Source organism: Litoribacter ruber, from assembly GCF_018500185.1.
Classification (GTDB): domain Bacteria; phylum Bacteroidota; class Bacteroidia; order Cytophagales; family Cyclobacteriaceae; genus Litoribacter; species Litoribacter ruber.
Window position 1 is genome coordinate 121764 of the sequence record NZ_JAHBGI010000010.1, and the last position, 18397, is coordinate 140160.

An 18397-nucleotide genomic window follows, 5' to 3' on the forward strand; every position below is an offset into this window, starting at 1 on the left:
ATGAAAAATAACAATAGTTTAATTTTTGTTTTTGGGTTTTTCATAAGTGTAATTGTTTCTATTTTAATTATATTACATTTTTTTGAAAGAGATGATTTAAATGTCGTTTACAATTTCACTCTGTTTGAACTGGAAGAAAGTTTGGAAGGGCTTTCAATAAGTGAGCTTAAGGAGGTTGAGGATGTCTTATCGCTTAATGATAGGGAGTTCGATCAATCTTTATTAGTTGGGTTTAATGTAGATAATAACATTGACAGAACAATTGATAAATATGTTTTGGAGTTTTCAAATCCTCATCTACATAAGGTAGATTTATATAGAGTAAATGATGAAGGAGTAATTCAGCTTTTTCGACAAGCTGGTACATTGGTTCCTAACTCAAATCCTTTAACCTATCCTCGTCCCGTATTTGAAATTGACACAAAAGAACTTGAAGGTAGTTTTTTTATTGTAGATGTTTTTTCAACTGAGCCTATTGGCTTTAATTTAATACTTACGGAAAAATTTGATTTTTTGAGTAAGTATACTAACAGAGTGATGCTATTTAATGTTTATTTGGGTTTAATGCTCGCTTTATTTTTATATAACCTTATTTTATTTTTTTTAATAAAAGATCGGCTTTATTTCTATTATTCTTTTTATGTTCTTTTCATTAGTCTTGCCCAGCTTTCCATAGTAGGAGTTACCTTTTATTATTTTCTCGGGGAAAATACTTATCTGTATAATTTGAGTATAATTTTATTCCCCTCAATAGCAGGTGTCCTGGCAGTTTTATTTATACGGCTATTTCTAAAAACTTCCCACTTTGTTCCAGTCATGGACAAATTGTTAAAAGCTTTAACTGCTGTTTATGCGTTGGCGATTATATGCCGTTTGACAAACTTTGTTTCCCTGAGTTATACGATAGTAGATGTTGCCGGTGTAGCTGGAGTTGTATTGTTTATGACAGTGGGTGTCAAGATAGCGTTGAGAGGTTATCGACCTGCTATATTTTTTCTTACCGCATGGGCAGTTTTCTTAGTGGGATTATTGATTTTTGTTATGCAGAATTTTGGTATTATAACTATTTCTTCTGCATCTAATTTACCTATGCTAATTGGGACTGCTTTCGAAGCTATTTTACTTTCTCTTGCTTTAGCTGATAGGATTAATATCCTCAAAAAGGAAAAGGAGCAGGAGCAATATGAAAAGCTTGCAGCACTTAAAGAAAATGAGAGATTAGTAAAAGAACAAAATCTAATACTTGAAGAGAAAGTCCATATTCGAACTGAAGAGCTCGAAAAAACGCTTAAAAACCTTCAGGATACCCAGACACAATTGGTTAACCAAGAAAAAATGGCCTCTCTGGGACAGTTGACAGCAGGAGTGGCGCATGAGATCAATAACCCGATCAACTTTGTGAGTTCCAATGTCAACCCGCTGAAAAGGGATGTGGCAGACTTGATCGAGATTATGGATGCCTACAGAGAAAAAGGGGCCAAGGAGTTTTCCGATGCTTCTTTGAAGGAATTGAAAAATCTGGAAGATGAGATTGAATTAGAGTACGTAATAGGTGAAATTGATCAATTGCTTCAAGGTATGGAAGATGGAGCAAAGCGTACGGTTGAGATTGTCAAAGGCTTGAAGCTATTTTCAAGAATTGACGAGCAGGATGTGAAAAAAGTTGATATTCACGCTGGTATAAGCAGTACACTCGTGCTTCTCAACAGCAGTATGTCCAATAAGATACAAATCGTAAAAGACTTTGGTCAGATTCCGATGGTGGAATGCCTGGCGGGCAAGATCAACCAGGTCTTTATGAATATTGTAAATAATGCGGTTCATGCCCTCACAGAACATTTGGATAAAAACCCGAATCCCGAGATCATTATCAGGACTTCCATGGACGGGGATGATTTTGTGAAAATAGAAATCATCGACAATGGGCCGGGGATTCCCGATGAAGTAAAAGCCAGAATATTTGAACCTTTCTTTACCACCAAACCGGTTGGAAAAGGTACTGGGCTTGGACTTTCAATAGTTTTCACTATTATTGAAAAACATAGCGGGACACTTGAAGTGGAAAGCTGCCCAGATGCTGGTACCGCATTTATCATTAGGCTGCCAGTTCATCAAGAATCTGATATGATATGATAACCGAAAAGATTAAGGTTTTATATATTGACGATGAGGACAACAACTTAAACTCTTTTAAAGCGAGTTTGAGGAAGGACTTTGTCGTGCACACAGCAATCAACGCGGAAGCTGGGCTGGAAATGGTCAAATTTGAAGAATATCAAGTGGTCATAGCCGATCAGCGCATGCCTGAAATTACTGGTGTGGAGTTCTTTGAAAAACTCATTGCGATCAACCCTAATCCCATAAGAATACTGCTTACCGGTTATTCAGACATCAAATCTGTGATAGATGCCATCAACAAGGGCGAGGTATACAGGTTCATTGACAAGCCTTGGAACATCGAGCAGATCAAAAATGCGATCTATAATGCGGGAGAGATATATTTCACCCGTAAGGAACTGAAGGATAAAAATGACAAGCTCAAAAAAGTACATACTGAAATGAATCAGTTTGTATATAGCCTTTCGCATGAATTGAGAGGACCTTTGATGAGTATATCGGGCATATCCAAGCTGGCAAAGCTGGAAAATCAAAATCCTGAAGTCCTGGAGTATTTTACCATGATAGATCATGCAACCGACAAACTTGACGATTTTATTTATAAAATGCTGGACTTTTATAGGTCCACTAAAATCGAAAACAAAATAGTGGCCATTGATTTCAACAAGGTATTGAGTCAACAATATGCTGCTTACCAGGAAAAATGGGATTTGGAAGATGTAGCAGTGGACTTCAACGTCAATCAAACGTTTGATTTTTATACCGATGATTCCAAGCTAAGGGTAATTCTGAACAACCTTTTCGGAAATGCCTTCAATTTTCAGAAGAAGGATAATCCATTTAAAAAGATTAGAATCGACGTCGAAGTTACTGAGGATAATGCCATAATTGAGGTTTTTGACAACGGTATAGGTATTGATGAAAAACTTCAGAAAGAAGTATTTAACCTTTTTCAGCGGGCTACCCAGCAAAATGTGGGCTCAGGAATCGGTCTTTACATGGTCAAAGAATCCGTGGAACTCATGCAGGGCAAAATAACGCTCCAGTCAAAAATGGGAGAGGGGACCCATGTGAGGGTGGAATTACCCAACCTCCAACAAATCCCCGCTTCTCCAATTACTGTTTAAACCCAAATGTAACCAAGACCTTGTCGGTCAAAGTCTGCTCTTCGGGCAGCAGCACCGGCGAGGTTTTGGCGCTTTCCATACTGGCATCCATGGCCATGCGCATCATAGGGCGTGCAAAGTTTTCCTGGCTTTTATATTGTACCTTTTTGACCATTAATTCTCCCAAATTCATTGCGGACGCTATCGTATTCGCCCTTCTCTGCGCATCTTCCAGGGCCAGTTTCAAAAGTTCCTCTTCTTTGGATTTGCGCAAGTCATCAGTCAACTGAAAGCTTACCGAATAATTCAACTCCTCATACTCCCCCAGTACTTCCATTACTTTAAACAGTGACTGTTCGAGCTCATTCACTTTAATGTTCAAGGTCTGGGATGCGACGTATCCACTGTCTTTGGAGGAACCTCTTTGGTATATGCGGTTGATGTTGACGAAATAGTTGCTGGTGAAAACTTCCATGTCCTCAATTTTGGCTTTTTCGAGGTTTTTTATGATGGTGTTTGTCTTTTTATTAAGGGCCTGGGAGGCTTGGGAAGCCTGCATGGCTTTGAGCTGTAGATTGACTGATAGCAGGGCTTGGTCAGGCTTGATTTTTATTTCACTTTGCCCTTCTACCTCGATGAGGTTGTCTTGAGCCATAATTGGAGCCGACAGTGCGACTAGGAACAAAAGGGAAAGGATAGCTGCTCTCATGTTTTTGTGATTTGTAGATAAGACGGTAACGAGAAAGGTAACGCTACGGTTTTATTGAAAAATATATAACAAAATAGCAAATAATTACTTTGGAAACAGGGTAAATGGCCGTAATTTTGCGTTCTATTTGAATTTTGAAATTTAAAGTTTTTGATATGATAAATCCATGGCACGATGTGCAGATCGGTAAAGATGCACCGGAATATGTGACCGGAGTAATTGAAATCCCTAAAGGTAGCAAAGGTAAGTATGAGCTGGACAAGAAGACCGGCATGTTGCTATTGGACAGGGTGTTGTTTTCAGCTGTGCATTATCCAGCTAATTACGGTTTTATCCCGCAGACCTTTTGTGATGACCACGATCCTTTAGATATTTTGATCATTTCCCAGATTGATATTCCTTCCATGACTTTGGTAAAAGCCAAGGTGATCGGTGTAATGAGAATGATCGATGGTGGCGAGGCAGATGATAAAATCATTGCAGTGGCTGCCGATGACCAGTCTGTCAATTATATTGATGATATCGATGAATTGCCTCCTCACTTGATGAAAGAGGTGCACCGATTCTTTGAAGATTACAAGAAATTGGAAAACAAAGAGGTGAAAGTCGAGGACTTCCTGGGTAAGGAGGATGCCAAGCGTATCATTCAGGAAAGTATCGAATTGTACGACAAAAACTTCAGAACACAGAAATAATCAAATAGCCCGGTTTTTAAAGCCGGGCTAATTTGCTATTATTGGGCAGATGAAACACTTTTACCTACTGCTTTTTCTATTGATAAGCCATTTTTCCAAGGCCCAGATTATCCAACAAAATGGATGGGAGCTTTCTGGACATATGGAAGCCTATTATAGTTATGAATTTAACCGGCCAGAAAACCATCAACGGCCTGACTTCCTGTATAATTACAAAAGGCATAATGAGTTCAGCGTCAATTTAGCTTTTATCCGGGCAAAATATGAGGATGAAAATATCCGTGGCAACTTAGCCTTGATGACAGGCACCTATGCCCAATTCAACCTTGCAGATGAGCCTGCTTGGGCCCAGATGGTGTATGAGGCATCGGTAGGGGTAAGGCTTTATGATAAACTTTGGTTGGATGTGGGGATTATGCCATCCCATATTGGTTTTGAAAGTGCCGAAGGGATGGAAACCTGGCATCTCTCAAGAAGCCTTTTGGCGGAGAACTCCCCATATTTCCTCACAGGTGGCCGGTTGACGTATATGGCTCTAGAAGATTTGGAGGTTACCCTTTGGGCTGGGAATGGCTGGCAGAACGTGCAGAGACAAGAAGGCCACCAATCTCTGGCATTGGGGCTCGGGCTTAATTATCAGCCTTTGGAAGGGCTGGAAATCAATTACAGCAATTTTTTTGGAAATGAATACCCGCAAACTTTAAGGTTAAACCGGTTTTACAATAACTTTTATACCATGTATTCCTTTTCCAAGTGGGGGGTAACGGTAGGAGCTGATTATGGGGTGGAAGAAGCTATTTTTCGGCCTTTTAACGAATGGTATGCCTTTACGGCGTCGCTTCGTAGGCAGTTGGGAGAAAAATTTTATTTAGCCCTGAGAGCTGATCATTATTCCGATGTCAACGGTGTGATACTAAACTCAGGTTTGGAGGTCACTGGTTATTCGGTGAATCTTGACTACCAGGTTCACCCAAAAGCATTGGCTCGGATAGAGCTGAGGCAATTTAATAGCCCTGAACCTATTTTTGATCTTCCCGGAGGGAGAGTAAGCACTGGAAATACGGCTATTAATTCTTCCTTGGCGATAAGGTTTTAAAAAAAAAAAAAGCCCCACAAAATTTCATTTGTGTGGCTTTTTTTTGTTTAAGGCAATCAGCCCAATTTAGCCAAGCTCTCTTCCAAAGCTTTAATTTTGGCTACCGCATCAGCCTCTTTTTTCTTTTCCACTTCCACCACTTGGGCAGGAGCGTTGTTTACAAAGCGCTCATTGCTAAGTTTTTTAGACACAGACTTGAGGAAGCCTTTGGTGTAATCCAATTCCTTTTGCAGGTTCTCCTTTTCCTGTTCCACATCAATCTGATCACCCATAGGGATGAAGAACTCATCGGATTTTACTACAAAGCTGAGAGCATTTTCTACCTTTTCTCCAAAGCTGACATCACTGATGTTTGCCAATTTTTTGATAATTGCTTCAAACTCTTGGTAGAGCTCAGGCTGCTTGGTGTTGATGGTCAGGTCAAAGCTTTCCTTTGGGGAAATTCCTTTGGATGCACGTGTATTTCTGATCTGGCTCACCACATCAAAGACTACGGCGGCTTTGTCTATTAGCTCTTTGTTAAAGTCTCCAGCTTTTGGCCATGCGGATACTATCAAAGCATCCTTCACATCACGGCCTTTGATCTGGTGCCAAAGCTCTTCAGTGATGAATGGCATGAAAGGATGGAGCAGCTTCAGGATGGATTCGAAAAACTCAATCGTTTTTTCATATGTTTCCAAATCTGCGGGCTGTTGATACGCCGGCTTGATCATCTCCAAATACCAAGAGCAGAAGTCATCCCAAACCAACTTGTAAGTAGCCATCAGGGCGTCAGAAATCCTGAACTTGCTAAAATGGTCCTCGATTTCCATTATGGCTTGGTTTAATCTGCTTTCAAACCATTGGAAAGCCGCTTTGTTGTTGTTTTCCAAAATAGAGGAATCCACTTCCCAGCCTTTTACCAATCGGAAGGCATTCCAGATTTTGTTGGAGAAATTACGGCCCTGCTCTACCAGCTTCTCATCAAAGGGCAAATCATTTCCCGCCGGTGAGCTGAACAACATACCTGTTCTTACTCCGTCCGCACCATAGATTTTAATCAAATCCAATGGATCAGGGGAGTTGCCCAGCGATTTGGACATTTTTCTGCCCAATTTATCCCTAACTATCCCGGTCAGGTACACATTTTTGAATGGCTTCTCGCCAGTATATTCGTAACCCGCTATGATCATTCTGGCTACCCAGAAGAATAGGATCTCTGGGGCGGTCACCAGGTCATTTGTCGGATAATAGTATTTCAGATCCTCATTCTGCTCACCGGTAGTGAAAACTTCGGAGTCAAAAACAGAAATCGGCCACAGCCAGGATGAAAACCAAGTGTCCAATACATCTTCTTCCTGTCTGAGGTCTGACGCACTGTAATTTTCGCCATACTGCTGATTTGCCATCTCTACCGCCTCTTCTAAGCTTCCGGCTACTACATATTCCCCGTTTGGAAGGTAATAGGCAGGTATCCTGTGGCCCCACCAAAGCTGACGGGAAATACACCAGTCGCGCACATTTTCCATCCATGCGCGGTACATGTTTTTGAATTTAGGGGGATAAAGTTGAATTACGTCTTCCATTACTGCCTTTAAAGCAGGCTTGGTAAGCTCATCCATTTTCAAAAACCATTGCAGGGAGAGCTTGGGCTCTATTACCGCATCTGTTCTCTCAGAATGTCCAACATTGGATTTGTAATCCTCCACTTTATCCAATTGGCCAACTTCTTCAAGCTTTTTGGCGATCTTTTTTCTAGCTACAAACCTATCCTCACCTACCAGGATCTGGGCTTTTTCATTCAGTGTACCGTCGTCATTCAAAATGTCGATAGATTCCAGCTTATGTTTTAAACCCAATTCATAATCGTTCAAATCGTGGGCAGGGGTAACTTTAAGGCAACCTGTACCAAACTCCACGTCAACATATTCATCTTCTATGATCGGGATGGCTCTGTTGATCAATGGGATCAATGCCTTTTTACCTTTGAGATGGGTAAATCTAGGATCATTCGGGTTGATGCAGATGGCCACGTCAGCCATAATGGTTTCAGGGCGCGTGGTGGCAATGGTCAAGTGGTCTTCCGACCCTTCGATTTTATAATTGATGTAATAAAGCTTGGAATTGATTTCCTTGAAAATCACCTCGTCATCGGACAGTGCCGTCTTGCCCTGGGGATCCCAATTCACCATTCGGATGCCACGGTAGATTTTGCCTTTTTTGTGAAGATCCACAAACACGCTGATGACAGCCTTGCTCAAATCCTCGTCCATGGTAAATTTGGTGCGGTCCCAGTCACAGGAAGCTCCAAGTTTTTTCAACTGTTCAAGGATAATTCCACCGTATTTTTCCTTCCATTCCCAGGCATAAGACAAAAACTCTTCGCGCGTGATGGACTTCTTGTCAATGCCCCTTTCCTTGAGCATGGCCACGACTTTCGTTTCAGTGGCGATGGATGCATGGTCAGTTCCAGGAACCCAGCAAGCATTTTTTCCTTCCATTCTGGCTTTTCGTACCAAGACATCCTGAAGGGTATTGTTCAACATGTGCCCCATGTGCAAAACGCCGGTGACGTTTGGCGGAGGGATGACCACCGTGTACGGTTCTTTATTATAATCTACTTGTGAGCTAAATAATTTGTTTTCCATCCAGAACTGGTACCATTTGGATTCCGCTTCTGAAGGATCATACTTAGTAGATAAGGACATATCAGTTGTTGCTATATAGATGTGTAAATAGAGCACAAAAATAACATAAATATCTTTTTGGGCATCAATGTGCAGGCAATTACCTCCCTTTTAAAAGTCAGTTTGTATTTTGAGTTCGGCTTTTAAGTTCTAAATTTGTCACAAACTAATTTTTGATGATGAAGAACCAAAAAGTAGCCTCAAAGACAACGTGGGTTCAGGTGCCCAAAAACTCTGATTTTACCATTTACAATTTGCCTTTTGGGATTTTTAAAAACAAACGCCTATCCCCACGGGCCGGAATAGCCATTGGGGACAAGATCGTGGATCTTTCAGTGTTGCATGCGGAAGGTTTTTTCTCGGATATGCACCTGCCGGATGATATTTTCCTAAAAGATTCCTTAAATGACTTCATTGGCCTGGGCAAAAATGTAACCCGAAAGGTTAGAGAGAAAGTCCAGTATCTTCTGGAAGAAGAAAGTGCTGAGCTTAGGGATCATCAATGCAGGGGAAAAGCGATGGTCAATCGCCAAGAGGCCGAAATGCTGATGCCTGTAAAAGTGGGTGACTATACGGATTTTTACAGCAGCATGGAGCACGCCACTAATGTGGGTACTATGTTTAGGGATCCTGACAACGCCTTGCTGCCTAACTGGAAACATCTGCCGGTAGGTTATCATGGGCGTGCTTCTTCAATCATTCCTTCAGGAGTGCCTATACACCGTCCAAAAGGCCAGTATAAAGACCCGAATATGGACAAACCTGAGTTTGGACCATCTAGGCGACTTGATTTTGAGCTTGAGCTGGCATTCATCACAGGGAAATCCACCAAAATGGGGGATTCTGTAAGCACGAAAGATGCTGAAGATTACATCTTTGGCTTTGTGCTCTTCAACGATTGGTCGGCAAGAGACCTTCAGGCTTGGGAATATGTGCCATTGGGGCCATTCTTGGGCAAAAACTTTGCCTCCAGCATCTCTCCGTGGATCGTAACTATGGAAGCTATGGAGCCGTTCCGTACCAGCAGCCCAAAGCAGGATCCAGAGGTCTTGCCTTACCTGCAGTGTGAGGGAGACCATGGGTTTGACATTAATTTAGAGGTGTTTATCCAACCGGAAAATGGGAAGCCCTCTAAGGTCTGCTCTTCAAATTACAAATATATGTACTGGAACATTGCCCAGCAGCTTGCCCATCATACTGTGAATGGTTGTAACATCAATGTAGGTGATATGTATGCTTCGGGTACCATTTCCGGTCCTACAGAGGATAGCTATGGTTCCATGTTGGAATTGGCCTGGAAGGGTACCAAGCCTGTAAAACTAGATTCAGGTGAGGAAAGGAAATTTATCGAAGATGGTGATTCGGTGATTATGAAAGGCCATTGTCAGAAGGATGAAATCCGTGTTGGCTTTGGGGAAGTAAGCTCCAAAGTTTTGCCGACAAAAAAATAGAATTTGACGATTAGGTTTATATTCCCAAAAGGGGATGATCATAAATTGCAAAAATAAGGCGCTTGATGAATTTCAAGCGCCTTATTTATTCCGGTGTGATGTAGACTTTGCTTTCAAGTGTTGATTTAGCAGTTCCGCCATAGGTGCCAACCACGGGTAAGGTGAGTTTGGGTATGGCGCTGCTGGCCAATGGGATGTAATGTTCGTCGGTGAATAAACCCAGACTAGGGTCTATCCCCACCCAGCCGGCTCCTGGAAGGTAAACCTCCACCCAGGCATGCAGCTCGTGTCCTTCCTCCAATTCCGGATTGTATGCATAGCCACTGACAAACTTGGCAGCAAGGCCTAAACTTCGTAGCATCTGGATGAGCATCCAGCTGAGGTCTCTGCAGCTTCCGATTTTTTCTCTCAGTGTTTTAATGGGTAGCCACAGCCCGTCATCCTCCCGAACAATATGTTCCCATTCTTGGTGGATGTAATGTAGAATGCGATTTAGAAAGGTAAGAGGGTTTTCATTTTCATGAAAGAAAATGTGCGCCAGATTCTTAATTTCTTCCTTTGGCTCGTATTGGAGGGAGGCGTAAAGGAGTTGCTTTTCCTCTGGGGTGTAGAAGGTGTTAAGATTCTGCTGAAACCTTTCTGTAAACTGGTGGTCCAAAATAAAAGCAAATGGATTGAAATGCCGAAGTTCGGCCGAGAATTCAATGACAATTTCCAACCTGTCCGTTTCTCCTTCAAACCAGGCAAGATGATGGGGGTTTCCATCAATATTAAATCTCAACTGCTGGTCTACGGGGCCGGGAGAAATTTTTAAGTCATACTCCTTAAGCTCAAAATGATCCCTTTGCAGGGGGTGCATGAATATGGCATGGGGATTTAACTGAACTTTTTCAGAATAAGCATATCGGGTATGGTGTACAATTCTGAGGGACTTCATTCCATGTCTATATTTAGTTGGGGGTCATCTTTGGTGATGGCTTTGTTGAGAGATTCTGAAGGGAGGGCATTGATAGCAGCCTTGATCCGGGTGTTCCAAAAGTCAGAGATGTGCCTCAACTCCGGTTGGGTAAAACGCTTTTCAATGGTAAAGTAGGAATCGTTTTTCAAGTAAACCGTATCAATCGGGTAATCCACATCATTGGCCGATATTCTGGTAGCATCAAAGGCGAGGAATGCACATTTTAGGGCAAATTCCATCGAGTCCGTAAAATGCAGCGATCTGCGGAGAATCGGGGTTCCAAAGCCGCTGTTTCCTATAATGACAAAGGGTGTCCCTTCCTGGATTTCAATCCAATTACCTTCCGGGTAAAGCAGGTATAATTTGGGTTCTTTATCGTTTTCCAGTTGTCCTCCAATGATTGAGAACAGGTTGAAGGAAAGCCCGGCATCCACCAGGCTTTGTTTGTCTTCAGCGGCTACCCGCCGGATTTGGGTGCTAAATTCATTAACGGCCTTGTAGAGCTTGTCAAAAGAATCGTCCCGCTCTTCAATGATTTCCAAGAAATAAGTGATGGCCTTGTCCCTTACGGAACGAAGGCCAGAAGTCATAATGAAGAAGGAATGGTTTTCCCGATTAAGAGTAAATACTTTTCTTGAAGTAGTCGTGTCGCTCCCGGAGGTGATCCGGGTGTCGGCAAGGCCTAAAATTCCAGATTGTAATTTGATTCCAATACAAAAGGTCATGATTGCTCTTGAGTTTGAAAGATCAAGTTACTTTTAATCTGGAAATAATTCTTATCTACCTCGTTGGAAATTTTGTTGATTTTTATCTGGAGCTTGTCCAAATACTCATGCAACCCTTCTGAAATCACATCGTTCACGTCATCATACTCCAATTTGGAGCGGAGTTCGCCCATGGATTTCTCAGCGTTGTTTTTGAAACCTACTCCATCAGAACCTGAAATCTTGTTCAGACAGTTTTCGGCTTCTTTGAGACAATAGTAAACCGAGCGTGGGAAATACTTATCCAGCACCAAAAACTCCACTACACCGGAAGGGTTAATGTTGCCATAAAATCGTCTGTAGGTATTGAACGCGGTAACTGATTTCAATAAGGCAGACCATTGCAAAAAGTCCAATGGTGAACCTACTTCCTCATGGGAGGGAAGTAGGATGTGGTATTTGACATCCAAAAACCTGCTGGTCTTATCCGCTCTTTCCAGATATTGGCCCAATTGCCTAAAATACCAGCCCTCTGTTCTAGCGACGGTGTTTTCAGCCAAGCCATAAAGAAGCAAGATGCTGTCTTTTACATGCCCAAAGAATGCCCTTGGATCTTCCTTCTTCCAGATGGTTTTTTCCTTACCCGATTTTACAAAGTGGTAGGTTTCATTTAGTTTTTCCCAGGTTTCTTTGCTGAGGTTTTCTCTGATCATTCTGGCATTTTCACGGGCATTTTTCACCGAATTGAACAATGAATTGGGATTGTCCTCGTCGAAGGCCAGGAAGAAAATGACCGTCTTTCGGTCAAAATGGTTTCCGTATTTGTCGATATAGATTTGGTGGTCACCGGTGATTTTCACCAAGGGTTCCCATTGTTCTTTCATATCATGAGGCATGTCCAGCATGAGATTGAAATTGACATCTATGAAACGGGCATAATTTTCCGCCCTTTCGACATATCGCCCCAACCAGTATATGGAGTTTGCAACTCTACTAAGCATATTCGTCGTGTTTTGTTAATATAATACCCAGGTATCTTTGCTGCCCCCACCTTGGGAACTGTTTACCACCAAGGATCCTTTTTTCAGCGCAACCCTTGTGAGGGCACCAGGAACTACGTCTATTTCCTCACCGTAAAGCACATAAGGCCTCAAATCCACGTGTCGGGACTCGATTGAATCACCCACGATTGTCGGTACGGTAGAAAGCGACAAGGTAGGCTGGGCAATGTAATTGGAAGGGTTGGCCTTGATCAACTCCCTGAATTTCTCATGTTCCTCAGCGGTGGATTTTGGACCTATGAGCATCCCATAGCCACCTGCTGCATTGGTTTCTTTTACTACCAAGTCATGAATGTTGTCTAAAACATATTGCCTCTCATCTTCTTTTCGGCACAAATAAGTAGGGACATTTGAGAGGATTGGTTCTTCCTTCAAATAATACCTGATAATCTCGGGTACGTAGGCGTACACAGCCTTATCATCTGCCACCCCGGTTCCGGGAGCATTGGCCAATGCAATATTGCCGGCTTTATAAGCTTCAAAAAGGCCCGGTACACCCAGCATACTGTCAGGGTTAAATGCCATTGGGTCTATAAAAGTGTCGTCAAGCCTTCTGTAAAGTACATCAATTTGTTCTTTACCATAGGTGGTCTGCATGTATACAATATTGTCTTCTACAATTAAATCCATGCCCACCACGAGTTCGCAGCCCATCTGCTGGGCAAGGTAGGAATGTTCAAAATAGGCCGAGTTGAAGACCCCCGGGGTCAAAACACCGACCTTAGGCTTAGCTTTGTCAGACAGGAACTGGAGCATGTTCAACAGCCTGATGGGGTAATTTGAAACAGGTCTTACACCAAGGTCATTGAATAAATCTGGATAAGCCCGCTTGATTATCTCCCGGCTTTCCAGCATGTAGGAGACCCCTGATGGACATCTTAGGTTATCCTCAAGCACATAATATTGGCCATCTTTGTCCTTCACCAGGTCCGTGCCCGTGATATGGCACCAGATTCCTTTTGGGGGAGTTAGCCCAATGCAGGGTTCAAGATAATCTTTGGACCCCAAAATCAGGTCCTTTGGTACCACCCCATCGTTTAGGATGTTTTGTTCATTGTAGATGTCCTGAAGAAACAGGTTCAATGCCTTGATCCTTTGCTTTAGGCCATCTTCGATAATCTTCCATTCCTGGGAGGGGATGATGCGGGGAATGATGTCCAGGTGAAGGATTTTCTCAACCCCCTGGTCATCATGATACACATTAAACGTCATGCCCATTCCTACCTGCGCCTTATCGGCGGCAAATTGTAAGTGGTTTAGTTTTTTACGCGATACTCTTTTGATTAGGCTTTCGTACTTGCAATAATGAGGGCGGCAGAGGCCGTGCTCATCATACATTTCATCAAAAAAAGCCTTCGATGATCTGGACTCGATTAGTGGCATAATTGCAGTGATTTTACTTAAAGTCTTAATAATGTAGTGAAAATCTTGTAAAAAGTCAATTTAAAAAACGTAAATATTATATGTTGATGCATTAATTTCAATTTGTTGCTAATAATAGTTGTTTAATTTATAAAAATAAAAGCTTTGCATAAAATTATTTTTGAGCATAAAAAAGCCCGTTAAAAAACGGGCCAACTATTATGAAGAGCTATACAGCTTTACTTGCGTTTTATTTCCGTCAATACAGGGAAATGATCGGATGGATATTTTTTCCCATAATTGTCTGAAAGGGTACCGTGTCTGATAACTTCAAAATCATTAGTGATAAAAATGTAATCAATCCTGTTTTCAGGAAGCCTATCCCAATCGAAGGCATTGAAGGTGCCCTTCGGTCCAATGGAGTGGAATGGTGCCAAGTGATAGGTGTCCTTGAGCATGCCTGCCTCTTCCACAGTTTTGTATGCAGGGTTATCATCCGTCACATTCATATCCCCCATGAAGATCACGGGATGCTCAGCCGTGTTGATTTCTTGGATTTTCTCCATCACAAGCTTGCTGCTTTCCTCCCTTGCCTGCTGCCCTACGTGGTCATAGTGGACGTTGAACACATAAAATTCGCCAAATTCCTCATGCTTAAATTTACCATAGGTGCATACCCGCGGCAATTGGGCGTCCCAACCTACAGATGGCTCATCAGGAGTTTCTGATAACCAAAATGTGTCTTCTTCCAAGAGTTCGAATTTATCCGGGTTATAAAAGATGGCAGAAAACTCGCCTTCCTCGTCACCTTTGTCCCGACCCACGCCGATATAGGGAAAGCCAAGTTCAGCCTGCATTTTTTCCAACTGGTGGTGCATCCCTTCCTGGGTGCCTATGATGTCCATTTGATGAAATTTGATCAGGTTTATAAGATGGGGAGCCCGATCCTCCCACATGTTGTCCTCATCAGTGGGGCTATCAAACCTGATGTTGTATGATGCAATATTGAGAGACTGGGAAAAGCCCGAAATCGTGAGCGTAACAAATAGGACTAAAGTGGTTAAGGTTTTCATCATTATTTTTCGTTTTAGTTTTTCAATTATCGGCAACACATCTGAAGCCAATATGGGAGGCTCCCGAGTAGATGTCTTGGCCTGTTCTGGCAGTTGTTCTGTAGTTAGTGCAATAATTGTCTGCACAAAGGTACGAGCCTCCTTTGATAGTCTTTTCCTGTGCTTTGGGATTGTTGGGGTTGAAACATTTTGAAACCGTGGAGTCCAATGGCATCCTTTTTCCTGAAATTCTGGACAGTGTATATTCATCATACCAATCCGAGGTGAGTTCCCAAACATTTCCAATCATATCATAAAGCCCCCATCTGTTAGCGGGAAAACTTTTAACTGGTGAAGTGCCTGTGAAGCCGTCCTCAGCACTGTCGTGGCTCGGGAAATTCCCCTGGAAAGTGTTAGCCATAAACTGCCCGTCCACTTTAAGTTCATTCCCCCAAGGATATTGGTCTGAGTTTTCAGCTTTAGCGGCGTATTCCCACTCCTTTTCGGTGGGTAGTCTTTTTCCGGCCCAATTGGCATAAGCCTGGGCATCTTCAAATGCAATATGGACTACTGGGTGATCCCATTTCCCCTCCAGATTACTGGCGGGCCCTTCAGGTTGTTTCCAGTGCGCTCCAGGTATCAATTTCCACCAAACCTGGTGGTTTCGTAAATTTACGGGATGGGAGGGAGGAGTAAAAACCAACGATCCTGCCACCAAAAGGGAGTCAGCAGGCTTTGGCGTACCCTGTGGAAGCTGTTTTTGCAGTTTTTCCCAGTTAACATCCCTTTCTGCCACGGTCACATACCCCGTTTTTCTTACAAATTCTTCGAATTGTGCATTGGTGACTTCCGTTTCGTCCATCCAAAAACTGTTTACGGTAGATTTAACGGCTGGCCTTTCCCGATGAGCTGTCCACCTATCATTCGTTCCCATGTAAAATTCCCCACCTTCAATGAAAACCATCCCTTCTGTTGAAAACCCCCAATTGAGATTTTCGCCACTTTTCCTTTCCGAACAGGAAAGAATGATTAGCAGTAACAGGCTTAAGGTGGAATGTTTCATAATAAAAAAAGCTTGGACTGGTAGTTACCTGCCAATCCAAGCTTGTTGTGTTATTCTTCCCAAGTGATCATTTTGGATTTTACATCTCTGGAGTTGCCCCCTACCATAATCTGGAATTCTCCTGGTTCCCAAATATGCTCAATTTCGTTGTTGTAAAACTTGAGGTCTTCGGTTGTTAGTTCAAAAGTAACCGTTTTGGTTTCTCCGGCTGCAAGCTGGATTTTTTCGAAGCCTTTCAACTCTTTAACCGGTCTGGTGATGGAAGCCACCATGTCACGAATATAAAGCTGGACCACCTCTGCGCCATCATACTCGCCACTATTGGTCACATCAATAGTGATTTCCAAGGTTTCATTACCTTGAAGGGAGGTTTTGCTCAGATTGATGTCCCCGTATTCAAATGTAGTGTAGCTAAGTCCAAAGCCGAATGGATAAAGTGGCTCATTGCTTACATCCAAATAATTGGAGCGGAATTTCTGAAACCATTCACCTTCTCCCAAAGGCCTGCCGGTATTTTTGTGGTTATAATAAATGGGCACTTGACCTACATTTTGTGGGAAAGTTGCGGTAAGTTTTCCAGAAGGATTCACATCTCCAAACAAGGCGTCCGAGATGGCATCGCCAGCCTCACTTCCTGCAAACCAAACGTTCAGGATGGCAGGAACATTTTCTTCTTCCCATTTGATAGCAAGTGGTCTACCTGTAAACAACACCATTACTACTGGTTTTCCGGTGCCCTTAAGGGCTTTGAGCAGCTCTCTTTGGTTTTTTTGCAGCTCAATGTTAGTCATACTGGATGCCTCACCGCTCATTTCGGCAGATTCTCCCATAGCAGCGATGATCACATCAGCGTCTTTGGAGATTTCTAGAGCTTCAGCTATCAAGTTCTCGTCAGGCCTTGGATCTCTTTCGGTATCTTTGCCAAATATGCTGATTCTGGATTCCAACAGGGAGTCCACGGCCACATTGGCTCCTCTTGCGGTCACAATTTCGGCCTGGTCACCCAAAGCGTTTTTCAAACCGTCAAGCAAGGAAACTGATTCATCGTGTCTTCCTGCCACACTCCAGGTTCCTGTCATGTTTTTGCGGTTGTCGGCCATTGGGCCCACCAAGGCGATTTTCCCTTCTTTTTTCAAAGGAAGTAGATTGTCTTCGTTTTTAAGCAAAACAAATGTTTGCGATGCCAACTCTCTGGAGATCTGTCTTTTTTCTGGGGTAAACACCTCGGATTTGGCTCTCTCAGGATCGCTGTATCGATAAGGGTCGTCAAATAATCCCAGTCTAAACTTGGCGATTAGGATCAATCGGGCAGCGTTGTCAATTTGCTCTTGGGTAACTTTTCCCTCTTCAAGTGATTTTTCCAAAGTAGTCAGGAAGCCTTCACCCACCATATCCATTTCAACTCCGGCATTGAGGGCCATCGCCGACACAGTCTGGAGGTCTCCCATGCCATGATCGATCATCTCATTGATGGCTGTATAATCGGTCACGACGAAGCCATCAAAGCCCCATTGGTTTCTCAACACCTCTGTCATGAGCCATTTGTTGCCACTTGCAGGAATACCGTCCACATCATTGAAGGCGGTCATTACCGAACCCACACCAGCTTCAATGGCTGCTTTATAAGGTGGGAAATACTCGTTGTACATCTTTTGGCGGCTCATATCCACAGAGTGATAATCTCTTCCTGCCTCGGGAGCTCCATATAGGGCAAAATGTTTAACTGTTGCCATGATGGTCTGGGGGTCGGATAGGTCATCGCCTTGATAGCCTTTGACCATGGCCTTGGCAATCTTGGACCCCAAGTACGGATCCTCGCCGCTGCCTTCCGAAACCCTGCCCCAACGTGGGTCGCGAGAGATGTCGGTCATAGGGGAAAATGTCCAGCTGATTCCATCCGCACTTGCCTCCTCTGCGGCAATCCGTGCTGTTTTTTCGATCAAACCCATATCCCAGCTACTTGAAATACCCAATGGGATTGGGAAAACTGTCTCATATCCGTGGATAACATCCATTCCAAAAAGCAATGGAATCTTCAGGCGGCTTTCTTCCATGGCGACCCGCTGCACATCCCTGATCTTTTCGGCACCCTTCAGGTTAAAAAGACCACCAACTTTCCCATCCTTGATTTTTTCGGCAATGTTGGCACTTTCAGCCTGTCCGGTGGTGATGTCCCCCGCAGCTGGAAGATTGAGTTGCCCGATTTTCTCCTCAAGGGTCATCAGGGCCAGCACAGAATCAGCCTTTCGTGTGTATTCATCCTGAGCTTGCGCCGTCCCCAAGGCTACCCCCAGGGATAGCACTCCAAGGAACAGTTTTTTGTTCATTTTCATGTTAATAGATTTAATAGGTATAT

14 protein-coding genes are annotated in these 18397 nt (G+C 43.1%); 5 read left to right on the forward strand and 9 right to left on the reverse strand.

What is annotated here, in order from left to right; genetic code table 11:
- Both KIH41_RS13995 and KIH41_RS14000 read left to right on the forward strand, forming a co-directional pair.
- A complete protein-coding gene (locus KIH41_RS13995; protein WP_214162773.1) occupies positions 1–2133 on the forward strand; it encodes a 7TM diverse intracellular signaling domain-containing protein in 2133 nt (710 codons plus the stop codon).
- Positions 2133–3245, forward strand: coding sequence for a hybrid sensor histidine kinase/response regulator (locus tag KIH41_RS14000; RefSeq protein ID WP_214162792.1), 1113 nt, complete (start codon positions 2133–2135; stop codon positions 3243–3245). Before KIH41_RS13995 ends, KIH41_RS14000 begins: the two co-directional genes overlap by 1 nt.
- On the opposite strand, the gene KIH41_RS14005 is transcribed toward KIH41_RS14000, so the two are convergent.
- On the reverse strand, positions 3235–3933 hold the full coding sequence (locus tag KIH41_RS14005; protein WP_213943766.1) for an SIMPL domain-containing protein: 699 nt from the start codon (positions 3931–3933) through the stop codon (positions 3235–3237). The genes KIH41_RS14000 and KIH41_RS14005 overlap by 11 nt on opposite strands.
- Before the next feature lie 155 nt (positions 3934–4088).
- Between KIH41_RS14005 and KIH41_RS14010 the strand changes: the two genes are divergently transcribed.
- Positions 4089–4628: an inorganic diphosphatase gene (locus KIH41_RS14010; protein WP_213943767.1), complete on the forward strand. Its 540-nt coding sequence runs from the start codon at positions 4089–4091 to the stop codon at positions 4626–4628.
- A gap of 49 nt (positions 4629–4677) precedes the next feature.
- Positions 4678–5724, forward strand: coding sequence for an outer membrane beta-barrel protein (locus tag KIH41_RS14015; protein WP_214162774.1), 1047 nt, complete (start codon positions 4678–4680; stop codon positions 5722–5724).
- A 56-nt stretch (positions 5725–5780) separates the two neighbouring features.
- Here KIH41_RS14015 and KIH41_RS14020 read toward each other — a convergent pair whose 3' ends face one another.
- Positions 5781–8411, reverse strand: coding sequence for a valine--tRNA ligase (locus KIH41_RS14020; RefSeq protein ID WP_214162775.1), 2631 nt, complete (start codon positions 8409–8411; stop codon positions 5781–5783).
- Positions 8412–8569: 158 nt separating this feature from the next.
- Here KIH41_RS14020 and fahA point away from each other — a divergent pair, with 158 nt between their 5' ends.
- Positions 8570–9841 (forward strand): fumarylacetoacetase, encoded by a 1272-nt coding sequence (gene fahA / locus KIH41_RS14025; protein ID WP_214162793.1) that lies wholly within the window; start codon positions 8570–8572, stop codon positions 9839–9841.
- An 85-nt stretch (positions 9842–9926) separates the two neighbouring features.
- On the opposite strand, the gene KIH41_RS14030 is transcribed toward fahA, so the two are convergent.
- The 7 genes from KIH41_RS14030 to bglX all read right to left on the reverse strand — a co-directional run bounded on the left by KIH41_RS14030 (position 9927) and on the right by bglX (position 18374).
- Positions 9927–10778, reverse strand: a complete 852-nt coding sequence (locus KIH41_RS14030; protein ID WP_213943770.1) for a transglutaminase family protein — start codon at positions 10776–10778, stop codon at positions 9927–9929.
- Complete coding sequence (locus KIH41_RS14035; protein WP_213943771.1) at positions 10775–11524, reverse strand: peptidase; 750 nt, start codon at positions 11522–11524, stop codon at positions 10775–10777. The genes KIH41_RS14030 and KIH41_RS14035 overlap by 4 nt, the downstream gene beginning before the upstream one ends.
- Positions 11521–12504, reverse strand: a complete 984-nt coding sequence (locus KIH41_RS14040; RefSeq protein WP_214162776.1) for an alpha-E domain-containing protein — start codon at positions 12502–12504, stop codon at positions 11521–11523. The genes KIH41_RS14035 and KIH41_RS14040 overlap by 4 nt, the downstream gene beginning before the upstream one ends.
- A gap of 15 nt (positions 12505–12519) precedes the next feature.
- On the reverse strand, positions 12520–13947 hold the full coding sequence (locus KIH41_RS14045) for a circularly permuted type 2 ATP-grasp protein (protein WP_213943773.1): 1428 nt from the start codon (positions 13945–13947) through the stop codon (positions 12520–12522).
- A 218-nt stretch (positions 13948–14165) separates the two neighbouring features.
- Positions 14166–15002 carry an endonuclease/exonuclease/phosphatase family protein gene (locus KIH41_RS14050; protein WP_214162777.1) on the reverse strand — a complete coding sequence of 279 codons (837 nt, stop codon included), beginning with the start codon at positions 15000–15002 and terminating at the stop codon, positions 14166–14168.
- Positions 15003–15021: 19 nt separating this feature from the next.
- Positions 15022–16041 (reverse strand): formylglycine-generating enzyme family protein, encoded by a 1020-nt coding sequence (locus KIH41_RS14055; protein ID WP_214162778.1) that lies wholly within the window; start codon positions 16039–16041, stop codon positions 15022–15024.
- Positions 16042–16091: 50 nt separating this feature from the next.
- Positions 16092–18374 (reverse strand): beta-glucosidase BglX, encoded by a 2283-nt coding sequence (gene bglX, locus KIH41_RS14060; protein ID WP_262897968.1) that lies wholly within the window; start codon positions 18372–18374, stop codon positions 16092–16094.
- Positions 18375–18397: the final 23 nt, after the last annotated feature.